The sequence below is a fragment of the Acidisphaera sp. L21 genome, assembly GCF_009765685.1.
Lineage (GTDB): Bacteria > Pseudomonadota > Alphaproteobacteria > Acetobacterales > Acetobacteraceae > LMUY01.
The window spans coordinates 1-9,798 of sequence record NZ_LMUY01000083.1 but is presented as its reverse complement, the minus strand read 5'-3'; the positions used below and the strand labels follow the sequence as shown (position 1 = coordinate 9,798).

At 56.7% G+C, this 9,798-nt stretch carries 15 protein-coding genes and 1 pseudogene; 10 read left to right on the top strand and 6 right to left on the bottom strand.

Translation table 11 applies throughout. The features are described from left to right. Positions 1–39: 39 nt before the first annotated feature. Positions 40–468: pseudogene (locus GSQ76_RS17570) on the top strand (ATP-binding protein); the annotation flags it as partial. Positions 469–732: 264 nt separating this feature from the next. Here GSQ76_RS17570 and GSQ76_RS17565 read toward each other — a convergent pair. Continuing rightward, on the bottom strand, positions 733–1,053 hold the full coding sequence (locus GSQ76_RS17565) for a low molecular weight protein tyrosine phosphatase family protein (protein ID WP_254070473.1): 321 nt from the start codon (positions 1,051–1,053) through the stop codon (positions 733–735). 59 nt (positions 1,054–1,112) lie between these two features. Between GSQ76_RS17565 and GSQ76_RS17560 the strand changes: the two genes are divergently transcribed. Further along, positions 1,113–1,742 (top strand): NUDIX hydrolase, encoded by a 630-nt coding sequence (locus tag GSQ76_RS17560; RefSeq protein ID WP_158745439.1) that lies wholly within the window; start codon positions 1,113–1,115, stop codon positions 1,740–1,742. Positions 1,743–1,991: 249 nt separating this feature from the next. Next, positions 1,992–2,477 carry a hypothetical protein gene (locus tag GSQ76_RS17555; protein ID WP_158745438.1) on the top strand — a complete coding sequence of 162 codons (486 nt, stop codon included), beginning with the start codon at positions 1,992–1,994 and terminating at the stop codon, positions 2,475–2,477. Between the two features lie 34 nt (positions 2,478–2,511). On the opposite strand, the gene GSQ76_RS17550 is transcribed toward GSQ76_RS17555, so the two are convergent. Then, complete coding sequence (locus tag GSQ76_RS17550) at positions 2,512–3,054, bottom strand: SUMF1/EgtB/PvdO family nonheme iron enzyme (RefSeq protein WP_158745441.1); 543 nt, start codon at positions 3,052–3,054, stop codon at positions 2,512–2,514. Between the two features lie 155 nt (positions 3,055–3,209). On the opposite strand from GSQ76_RS17550, the gene GSQ76_RS17545 reads away from it, so the two are divergent. After that, positions 3,210–3,821: a hypothetical protein gene (locus GSQ76_RS17545; protein ID WP_158745437.1), complete on the top strand. Its 612-nt coding sequence runs from the start codon at positions 3,210–3,212 to the stop codon at positions 3,819–3,821. Positions 3,822–3,961: 140 nt separating this feature from the next. On the opposite strand, the gene GSQ76_RS32740 is transcribed toward GSQ76_RS17545, so the two are convergent. After that, positions 3,962–4,339 (bottom strand): YecA family protein, encoded by a 378-nt coding sequence (locus GSQ76_RS32740; protein ID WP_408836833.1) that lies wholly within the window; start codon positions 4,337–4,339, stop codon positions 3,962–3,964. A 7-nt stretch (positions 4,340–4,346) separates the two neighbouring features. Here GSQ76_RS32740 and GSQ76_RS17535 point away from each other — a divergent pair, with 7 nt between their 5' ends. The 5 genes from GSQ76_RS17535 (at position 4,347) to GSQ76_RS17515 (ending at position 7,352) form a co-directional block, all read left to right on the top strand. Then, the gene (locus GSQ76_RS17535; RefSeq protein WP_158745436.1) at positions 4,347–4,661 is read left to right on the top strand and encodes a hypothetical protein; all 315 of its coding nucleotides are present in this window, start codon (positions 4,347–4,349) and stop codon (positions 4,659–4,661) included. A gap of 181 nt (positions 4,662–4,842) precedes the next feature. Further along, the gene (locus GSQ76_RS17530) at positions 4,843–5,376 is read left to right on the top strand and encodes a hypothetical protein (protein ID WP_158745435.1); all 534 of its coding nucleotides are present in this window, start codon (positions 4,843–4,845) and stop codon (positions 5,374–5,376) included. Positions 5,377–5,419: 43 nt separating this feature from the next. Beyond that, positions 5,420–5,938, top strand: a complete 519-nt coding sequence (locus GSQ76_RS17525) for a hypothetical protein (RefSeq protein ID WP_158745434.1) — start codon at positions 5,420–5,422, stop codon at positions 5,936–5,938. Positions 5,939–6,370: 432 nt separating this feature from the next. Then, positions 6,371–6,805 (top strand): hypothetical protein, encoded by a 435-nt coding sequence (locus GSQ76_RS17520; protein WP_158745433.1) that lies wholly within the window; start codon positions 6,371–6,373, stop codon positions 6,803–6,805. 34 nt (positions 6,806–6,839) lie between these two features. Then, a complete protein-coding gene (locus GSQ76_RS17515) occupies positions 6,840–7,352 on the top strand; it encodes a hypothetical protein (protein WP_158745432.1) in 513 nt (170 codons plus the stop codon). Here the strand turns inward: GSQ76_RS17515 and GSQ76_RS17510 are convergent, their stop codons facing one another. Continuing rightward, a complete protein-coding gene (locus GSQ76_RS17510) occupies positions 7,353–7,703 on the bottom strand; it encodes a hypothetical protein (protein WP_158745431.1) in 351 nt (116 codons plus the stop codon). Between the two features lie 757 nt (positions 7,704–8,460). Here GSQ76_RS17510 and GSQ76_RS17505 point away from each other — a divergent pair. After that, positions 8,461–8,766 carry a hypothetical protein gene (locus GSQ76_RS17505; protein WP_158745430.1) on the top strand — a complete coding sequence of 102 codons (306 nt, stop codon included), beginning with the start codon at positions 8,461–8,463 and terminating at the stop codon, positions 8,764–8,766. A gap of 362 nt (positions 8,767–9,128) precedes the next feature. Here the strand turns inward: GSQ76_RS17505 and GSQ76_RS17500 are convergent, their stop codons facing one another. Together GSQ76_RS17500 and GSQ76_RS17495 are read right to left on the bottom strand one after the other, a co-directional pair. Beyond that, positions 9,129–9,503 carry a hypothetical protein gene (locus tag GSQ76_RS17500; RefSeq protein ID WP_158745429.1) on the bottom strand — a complete coding sequence of 125 codons (375 nt, stop codon included), beginning with the start codon at positions 9,501–9,503 and terminating at the stop codon, positions 9,129–9,131. A gap of 86 nt (positions 9,504–9,589) precedes the next feature. Continuing rightward, on the bottom strand, positions 9,590–9,798 hold a 209-nt coding region (locus GSQ76_RS17495), incomplete at its 5' end, for a hypothetical protein (protein WP_158745428.1).

The window sequence follows — 9,798 nt, the reverse complement described above, 5'->3', positions numbered from 1 at the left end:
GCCTGACCGGCAAAAAGCACTTGGCAATCGGTAGGAGATCATCTGGCGTCTGCCATCGGCCTCGCCTTGGTCGAAAATGGCTGGCGGGTCCTGTTCGCCCGCACATCAGACTTGGTCCAGAAACTCCAAGTGGCGCGCCGAGAACTTGCTTTGGAAGCCGCTATCAACCGCCTCGACCGCTTCCACCTGCTGATCCTCGATGACCTCGCCTATGTCAGCAAGGACCAGGCAGAAACCTCCGTCCTCTTCGAGTTGATCAGTGCCAGATACGAACGCCGATCCACGTTAATTACGGCAAATCAGCCCTTTGGAGCTTGGGGGAAAGTCTTTCCAGATCCCGCCATGACGTTAGCCGCCGTCGATCGCCTCGTCCACCACGCCACCATCTTCGAGATCAACGTTGACAGCTACCGAAGGCGCGTTGCTCTCGAACGCAAACACAAGGGCGCTGGACGGCCGCAAAATTAAGCGACAATCAAGGAGCTCGAAGGAGTGTCGCCGCCCGACAATCAAAACCAAACTTAGAACTTGCCTGCGTCAATCAACACGAACATTATTGTACCGTTGCGGTCGCTTCTTCTCATCCTGATTGTCGGATTTTCTCACTCAGATTGTCGCGCGATACCACCTGCTTCGAGCAGTTCATTGATGCCTACGTCAGGGACGACCGTCATCTTCACTATGGGCCATAGGCAAAACATCTATTCGTCCCGTGCTTATTACCATGAACGATCAGGTCTCTGGACAATGCCGGGCTAGCTTCGCCTCAAGGATACGAACCAGTTCGGGGTCCATGAACTGGTAGTTGTCGGGGATATCGAGACACACTACCCGCCTGCCCTTGAGCGCCGTCCGGAACCGCCTCTGTACCTTGGTCCTATGTGACTTCTCCATGACGAAGAGGACGTCAGCCCATTCGACCAAGTCTTGTGTCAGCAGGGTCTCAGAGTCGTGGTTCGTGCCGGCAGAGGCCACTTCGAGATCGGCTCGATGGGCGAACACAGCCTCCGCAGTGGGGCTACGCAACCGATTTCTGCTACACACAAACAGCACTTTCTTCAAATACGCACTCCGCACCGCTTCAACTTTCGACCTACTGAGGACCTGACCTGATGGCCGAGCCCGACTGGCTGACATGGACCCGTGAGCTTCAAGCCATCGCCCAGACCGGGCTCACATTCGTCAAAGACCCTTATGACCGGGAGCGCTATGAGATGCTCCGGGCTCTCGCGTCAAAGATCATGGCCGCTCATACATCCACCTCGGCCGAGCGCATAGAGGCGCTGTTCGCTGAGGAGACCGGCTACGCCACGCCCAAGGTGGACGTGCGGGGTGCCGCCTTCGACGACGAGGGCCGTATCCTGATGGTCCGGGAGGTCATGGACGGCGGTCGCTGGACCCTGCCCGGCGGATGGGCCGACGTAAACCTCACGGCGGCCGAGAACGTCGTGAAGGAGATGTGGGAGGAGAGCGGGTTCGATGTGAGCGTCCGCAAGCTGGCGGCGGTCTGGGACCGAACTCGGCAGGGGCATCCGAACGGCGCGTTCTCATGCTGCAAGTTCTTCTTCGTCTGCGATATTGTCGGTGGATCGGCCAGCACGAGCTTGGAGACATCAGAAGTGGGATGGTTTGCGGAGGACGGGTTGCCGGAGGACCTCTCCTTCGGGCGGGTATTGCCGCATCAGCTTCGACGGATGTTCGCCCATAACCGTGGTTTCGCTCTGCCGACTGAGTTTGACTGATGTGGAGGAAAGAGGCTGTGTCAGGGATGAGTAGGGTCCGATCCTCCAGAAGAACGCTCCGCAATGGCGCTCTATCCGTTGTGACGGCAGTGACGCTCTGTACGTCCGCCCTAGCCGAAGATGTTTCCAAAAGTCAGATTGACGTGGAGCACCTGCGTGAGGACACCTCACCCCAAACCATCCGTCAATGTCGCATTATAGCCGCCCACGCCAACATGGGAGCAAAGCACCTACAAAGGACATGGCGTGATGATTGAGGCCAGCGGGACCCGATACGACTGCGAGTGGAAGCAAGGCAATCGTGCAAGACAGGGCATCCTGACCTTCCCAACCGGAGATCGCTACGAAGGCGCGTTCCAAGGCGGCGAGTTTGGCGGCCGTGGGGTTATCCATTACGCTAACGGCGTCCGCCTTGAGAGCGAGTGGAACAAGGGCATTGTCACTGGCCCAGTCTCCATCGTCACCCCGTGGGGCCTCCGCTACAACGGAGAGAGCCGGCTCGGCCGACCGGAAGGCCATGGCGTGGCAAGCGATGTAGAGGGAAACCGCTATGAAGGTGAGTGGCACAATGGGTTCCCCGCCGGCAGTGGGCGACTTGTCCGGAAGGCTGACGGCACCACCTTGGACGGTCGATGGACCAATGGCTGCTTCGTAGACGGTGAACGTCATGCGACCTTCCACGTCGATCCAGCGTCATGCGTCTCAAGCTCGCCCACGCCGGCAAAGAGCAAGTGACTTTACGTCCCAGTGAGTAACACCAGCAGTCCGTTCATTGCTGACCTGCCGGCCGCTCGCCACCTTTGACAAGTGGAAGGTCTTTTACGAGTCTGATGCCGGCATAGTTCGACGTTTCCTCAATCGTGGCACGTGCACGCGTTGCTGCTCGGACAGCCCAAGCCGAAGCAAGCCAGCTACCGCCCCGGCCGGGGCGGTAGCGGCAGTCACCACCGCTCCAGACGCGATCATCGCTGGGAGCACCAACATAGTCGCCGTGCCAGCAATCCTCAGCAAGAACGGCAACATTGCCAAGCATATCGTATAGCCCGAACGGATTGGGTGGAAAGCTCCCGACAGGCAAGGTGTGTCGAATTTGCTGAGGCGGGGGACGGCTTCGGCATGGATAGACTAGAAGACCGTTGACCACCATTGGCTCTGGACAGGGAGGAATGTTGCACCCATCGCAAAGCGCTTGGTTGTAGCCGATGGCATCGCCCCACCAACGGGCCTTTTGCGTGCCTGCCCGCGCGGCATATTCCCACTCTGCCTCACTTGGGAGCCGATAGGGGGTTTCGCGCCGCTTCCACTCGCTGATACTTCTGCGAGAGCATCGTTAACGCTTCCCTTCTGTGCTGCCATCGTCAAGACTGGCAGCCGATGAAAGACGAGTTTAACTTGGCAGAGCAACGGCAGAAACACTGCATACCTGCTATAATAGGGTAGCTTGAACCCGCCGGATAGCGCCGGCCATTGGACGACGACACCATGCGCACTCCGTTAGGCGATCTTCTTGAGAAGCGCACGATCCAGCATCCCAGCCGGATTGAAAGCGTCGTCATTTCGACGGGTTTAATAGAGATGACAGTAGGCGGCTATCCGTGGCGGCTTGGTGACCAAGACCCACATTCCACCGGCCAACTATGCCTTTGCTTCGAAGATGTGGCCTTCGGAAAGATTGACGTCACTGCATTTTGCAAAGACAGCCAAATGTGGGAGGAGGACCTAGAAGGCTTGACGGTAATCAGGTTGGTGGATGTTCCATGGGCACAGCCCTGCGACAGGTCTGTCTACTGCCATGCACCAATTCCGGACCCGATTGCTCTCTACGTCGCGTTAGAGAAGCACCTCCATTCGCTGAGCGCGCTCAAGACGCCAGAAGACTTCTTGAATGGCCTTGGATCACTATCGACTGGCCGCCCGTCGATGTTAGAGTTCCTCCGCATATGCAACTCGCAATCATTCAGGATCGCAGAAGTGCCGGAGGCCCTCTTGTCAGTGATCGCCCAAGCATTGGAGAAGCAAGATGTGTCCTTTGACATTGTTCGACATCGGGACAGGAGCCAGAAACGCGGCTTTGGGTAAATTTTGAGAGCTTCGACTTTATCTGTGGAGCCGCTTGGGCGACGTGGTCGTGACCCGAGAGTTACGACCACGTTTGCCCCTGAAGTAGACAGGGTCTCTACTCCCGCCGATACTCGTTTCTGAACGTTGCGCTGTAAGTGTCACGTTGGATGCAACACGCCTTGAAACCTACGCCCTGATCCGCATACGCAGGGATCATTGCGGCCGAGCTTCTCGACCAGTTCCTTGTCGTCGTGAACAACCCGCAAACCACGCTTGACGCTGGTCTCCGAGTTGAAAGCCCCTCCGTCGTTTAGAAAGCGTCTCGAAAGCAGAATGGGGCGTCGAGATGTTTGGCCATGATACGGCCCTCCTCTGGTGGATGCCCGTCTATAAAGGCGTCGTTTTGACAGATCAAGCAAAGCCGCCGACTGCTTATGAGGGTTGACCTCCACGCCTCCTTGCACATGTATGTGTGATATTTCCAGCCAGAAGAATATCACATTGGAAGTTGTTAATCTAAAAAGGCGCGGTGGCATACTTTCTATGACGACTGACGAAGGTAGTCGGCAACTAGAGATTGAGCGCACGGCCCATCACTCGACGCGGCAAGACCTTGAAGCGTCCCACCGCCTGCTCCGTGACATGGAAACCCGGCTACAGCACGCGCAGATGACGATCTCAGAATTGCGGCAACAACTGGCAGAGGCTGCAAAGACCGACGTGGCTCCACAGGCTGTCGCCAAGACCGTGAAGCCGCCCAAAGCAAGAAAGCAGAAGGTCGCTCGAAGCAAGCCCGTGCGTTGGTGGGAGCAGGACTGGCGCGCGAAGTTTGGTGGCGCGGATGACACGATAGCCTGATCGGCTTTCGGGTGATAGTGTGGCGGTCCACCGCAACGGTTGCCGGATCATTTGCTTTAGCAATAGGCGGCCGCATCTTTGGCCCCAGAACTAAAGATCATTTTAATACTCGCGTGCCCTAATTACCAGCAGAGTTCCGCAAACTGAACAGCGGCCAGCCGCTCCGTTTACAAGGTCATTCATGGCGACGATCCCGCATTTCAACCCGTGTAGCGCCTCACGCCATGGTTTGAAGGAGCAGGAGGAAATGGTCTTCAATCCGAAAGCAGGGAGACTGTTCTTCACTCTCTCCACGGGTCTACTGACTGTGGTTGGCGGCGTCTGCGGCTTGATCGCGGCAGTTCAAGGCCAGCCGGTCAGCGGATTGCTCTTTGGGTTGGCTTGGGTAAGCTTCTTTTCACTTTCAGCGCTCGTCGTACTTTTAGGTCGTTCGAATATTTTAGTCACAGAGACGTTGATTTCATGGCAACTATTCGGCTGGACTTGGACCACATTACCGTGGTCAGAAGTTCGTCGGGTAGTTGTGATGGTGACAACTAGCCCCCTGAATTGGCCCAGCCCAACCGAAATGAAGATATACGCCTTCTATAGGGGCAGGGCTCGGCTTTATAAGCCATTATACTTCAGCAGCAACATACAGGACGTGGAAACACTAAAGGAGTTCGTCGCTGCGAAGTCACTGCACTTTGGCTTTTCGATTGAGGGACCTTTTTAGGCCAGCCAGCGGAATTGGCCCATGAACGCGATAAAGTGCTTGGATGGACAATTGGGCAGCAGGATATTCGCCGTCAGAGCTAGATCAGGCGCAAGAACGTTATGGGCTCCGCTTTCTACCCGATCTGGTTGCACTCTTGTTGGATCGTCGGCCCATTCGCGGCTACAACTGGACCACCGAAAATGCCGCGATCCGTGAGATGCTGAACTGGCCATTCTTCATGCTGCACCATGATGTTGAGCATGGAATGTGGTGGCCCGACTGGGGAGACCGACCCGAGGCCCCCCGCGAACGTGAGGAGGTATTGCGTAGCGCACTGGCGAAGGCACCACGTCTCATCCCGCTCCTCAGCCACCGGTTTAACCCAGATACGCCTGATGAACCGGGCAATCCCATCTTTTCAATGCACGGTTTTGACACGATCTACTATTGCTCAAACCTCGAAGAGTATTTTCGAAATGAGTTCGAGCGCCGGCACGTGATCGGCCCGGTCCGTCACATTCCCTTTTGGTCCGACATCGAGGCGAGACAATGCATTCGAATTCCTCAATGGCAGGGTTAAGCCGGTGTCAAATGGTTAACGATCTCATCCTTCAGACCTTTGATCGAGAGCAGTGGTGCCCTGTGTATGAGGCACGGTTCAAGTGCCCGATCTGGGTAGCCTTCGGGCGGTTTTGGGCGAGCAAGCGGATGACGATCAGGACCTTAGTCAGCACTACTCAAACGACCAAGCCGGATTAGAAAGAGTGAACAAGGCTGTCGGCTTACAGTTTGATCCAGCGTCAGTGGGTTTGGATCACCACGAAATCTGTCTCAGCCTCGTGCATTCATCGCCTCGGCTCCGTATCTCATCCACGCGAGATACGAGTTGCCGCTCTTGCTTGACGGTCGAAAGGAGTAGGCTTGGATAAGCATGGAGTATCATTGGGCACTGAGTGTGGCGGCCATACGACATGCCTGACTATCACGGCTTTGCGTCCAATGGGATACGATCATGAAGCATGATCAGCTTTGCGCAGTTGCCCACAACCTCGTCGATTCTATCGCCAGTGGGCAGGGGTTCCTGATCGGCTATTACGCAATGGATGTATTTGGTGAAGCGGCCCGAAGCCCTGTCGGTTCTATCTCCATCAACATACTGACTGGTGGGATTACAAAAGGCGAGGGCTCACAGTCGCTCGCTAAAGCGTTCTCATTGTACTCGGCAGCATTTCAGTCTTTTTGTAACAAGCACGGCACCTGCGTTGAGGAGTTCGCTGAATTCTCGGCTGTATTCAAGGCTGACCCAGTTGAGCGATATGTCGTTGTGACCGTAGTTGATAGACACGGGCGTCACTCTGAAACAGAATACACGGGTGATCCGCTGAGACGAATGATGGTCCTCGATGCGAAGGGACGTTTTAGGCGTAAGCCAGCAAGGTGCGGCTGATGCTCGGAAAGGTAATGTCGGAATATGTCGCGATATGACCGTTTTAGTCAGCCTCGACTACCAGCTTTCCGCCAACGGTTGGGCGAGCCTTGTCCTGACCGTGGCGCAATCCTCCATCAAGATCGGGCCGTTTGGCTACTGCACAGATGCCCTTGGCGACCTGCTTAGGGCGGCCTTGGTCATGGCAACAGGCGGGGCTTCCGCCTTTGTATCGCTCGATGGAGAGCCATTTGAGTCGCGGATCATTCTCGGAAGAGAGTGGGACACGCGTGAAATGATGCCCATACGGGTGAAGACATTTCCCCAAATAGGAGCGCATGCATCGGACGCAAAGGGGACACTAATCTTTGAAGCGGAGGCAAGACCTGACGATTTTGCGCGAGCAGTATTGGAAGCGGCCAACTCAGTGTTGGACGAGCATGGCACTGAGGAATATGCCAAAAACTGGGGTGATTTCATTCCCCCCTTTGGTGAGTTTCCGAGCCGGGCGATGAAGGCGCTTGAAGCGATCTTGCCAATGCAAAAAGCCGTGGCAGAGGACACCTGATCAGCACCCTGACAACGGCGCGGCACTCTCCACGAACCGCTTGATGCATTCGCCAAACTGATATGCGAACTTCGCGGTGTAGGCCGCTCCATGCCCTGTGTAGCCTCCCGGCTGATCGATCAGCAGGAGCGATTCCACCTTTGGCCGGAGCATGGTCTCCAGTCTGTCTGCGCGGTGGGTCTTGTTACCTCCATACGGGTCATTGGCGAACTGAATATAGGCAACTCTTGTGGACTGTTTCGGGCTGTCATCCAGTAGGGAGTAGAGCATCGTCTCACCCTTCATGATCTGGGTGGTAAGCTCGGTGCCGGTGCCCGGCCCAGCGGACGCGGTGACGATCACGTCAGCCACGCCGGGCGTCCTGAGCAATGCCAAACGCATTCCATCCGCCTCGTGACTGGCCACCGGCTACAATCCGCTTCCAGCCACGGCGGCGGAGTTCAATCAGCCCGTCGCGAAGGTGTTGCGTTTGGCGATCTACCCAGATGTCCTCACCCGGCTCACGGTCAAACCGCACCACGCTGTAGCCGTCATTGTTCAACGTTCGCAGAAAAGCCGGTGGTTGAGAACCACGCTCGTCGTCGCCAGCGTAGCCGTGACCCCAGACGATAATCCCCGTGGCGGCGGAGGCTTCATACCAGAGGAAGCGATCATCTGGAACGAACGCATACCCAGAGCCTGTAATCAGGGTGGCTGGTGCGATTGCAGGCGACGAACTAGCGTGATCGCCACCCGAGACGGTAAGGTTTTCGGCGTATAGACGGCAATCAGAGGCTCCCTTTCGGGTGCAACTGTCCAAGGCTCTCTCCCTTGTCGCCTCGATCGATGCGGTCCCAGTTGTCATATTGTTCGTAGTCACGCCATGGAAGTTGAGCACGGTCCATCGCAGGAATATAACGCGCGGCAGTCTTCTGCAAAGTTCAGTAGAGGGTCCGTGACTGTCACTGTCGCCATAAGTTCACCTTCCTTGAAACTGCATCCGTCAACGGCAACCTCCTATCTGGCTAGCCGATGCACTTTGCAGGCATGCCGCGCCGATATAGAGAACGGCATGGGTCCTCGTGAGATAGTTAGTCCTGATGGAGAGCTTCGCCTCGCTGTAACATCCGTGGCCGGCGATCTGATCGTTGGGTTCGCTGGCTTTCCGGCTCATACCCACGGCGAAATCCTAGCCGAACTGTTCGGGTGCGCCGCAGAGGAGGCTATCGCCCGTTTTGTCACCGAGATCGTAGAAGGTAGGCAGATCATTGCCGTATGGCGCGTCTCCGGCAAGCCAAGGAACATCTGGCTGCCGGTATATGAGGGAAACAGCCTCGCTGACGTGCTAGATGACCTGAGCCGCTTTGGTGAGCCGGACGAGACCGTTGAGTTTCGCTTCTGGGACGGCACGAAGGTCGATCCACCAGCCGCGTGACCGTCCGCTGGTTGCTCATCACCGTGCCATCAGCGCAGCCGCCGCCTGCAAGCAAGCCCCTTCCCACGTCGTCCAGAAAAGGTTGACAAGGTCTTAATTCATGAGATGATCCGGCCAAGGAGAGGATCATGCGTTGCGCGGATCGTGGCTGGAGTATCTGTGACACAATCACTACGGCGCTCACTACGCTGATCTACATGACCATGCCCACCAACGGCGGGATACCCGCCATGGTGATGTTTGGGGCTATGGAAGGCGTGGTTTGGCTGATCCGGAACTGGGAAGCTGATCGGGAGACTGACGCGTTCGTACGGGGTATCGCTTACGGGTTCTGAGGCGGTGCGCACTCTTGTCTGCGACTGTTAGTCCAAAGGGTCTTTTGGTTCTGCCGGATGAACTTGCGACTGACGGGTATCGCCCCTCAATCTTTGATCGCCTTGCAGTCGCCTTCGACGCCTGCCCGCCTTGACCGCGACAACGACCAATAGGATCGGCGCGCAAATCCAGAACAGGTCGAACAAGAATGAAAACATCCCCTCGCCTATGGAGTAATCATGAGCGACACCGACGCTTCGCTCTGAGAAGCTTATCTGTTTCGCAATCGAGATGTACGAGCCGGCGAGCAACGACATGATAGGATACCAAAATAGATAGCCCAGCCCGATACCCAGCAGCAGCCCTGCATACCCCACGGCTTGCCCAGCAACGTTGAGGATGGAGAAGAGGCTACGTCTCAAGCGGGGGCGCTCAACACCAGCGAAGAGCTTCGTTCTGGCAACGCACCCGGAATAAGTCGGCCATCCTAGAACGCCGCTTGCGCAATCTAGCTGATGCAGGCGATCCCGGCATCCGTGAGCCTCACTCGCCAAGGACGCAGGTAATCATCGCCCGACAATTCCTCTTCCTCGACCAGCATGGAGCCCTCGTCCAGCAGGTCGTTGATGATGACGCTGTGTGCGCCAGCAGCAGGTGCCCACGACCCATCGACCGGCAGCGATTGCAGCGCCTCTATCACGATGGCAGGGAGTTGGC

Bases quoted from the DNA above. Each gene is read 5' to 3' on its own strand.
- GSQ76_RS17560 (WP_158745439.1), top strand. From the start codon at position 1,113: ATGGCCGAGCCCGACTGGCTGACATGGACCCGTGAGCTTCAAGCCATC.
- GSQ76_RS17555 (WP_158745438.1), top strand. From the start codon at position 1,992: ATGATTGAGGCCAGCGGGACCCGATACGACTGCGAGTGGAAGCAAGGC.
- GSQ76_RS32740 (WP_408836833.1), bottom strand. From the start codon at position 4,339: ATGCCACCGCGCCTTTTTAGATTAACAACTTCCAATGTGATATTCTTC.
- GSQ76_RS17535 (WP_158745436.1), top strand. From the start codon at position 4,347: ATGACGACTGACGAAGGTAGTCGGCAACTAGAGATTGAGCGCACGGCC.
- GSQ76_RS17530 (WP_158745435.1), top strand. From the start codon at position 4,843: ATGGCGACGATCCCGCATTTCAACCCGTGTAGCGCCTCACGCCATGGT.
- GSQ76_RS17525 (WP_158745434.1), top strand. From the start codon at position 5,420: ATGGACAATTGGGCAGCAGGATATTCGCCGTCAGAGCTAGATCAGGCG.
- GSQ76_RS17520 (WP_158745433.1), top strand. From the start codon at position 6,371: ATGAAGCATGATCAGCTTTGCGCAGTTGCCCACAACCTCGTCGATTCT.
- GSQ76_RS17515 (WP_158745432.1), top strand. From the start codon at position 6,840: ATGACCGTTTTAGTCAGCCTCGACTACCAGCTTTCCGCCAACGGTTGG.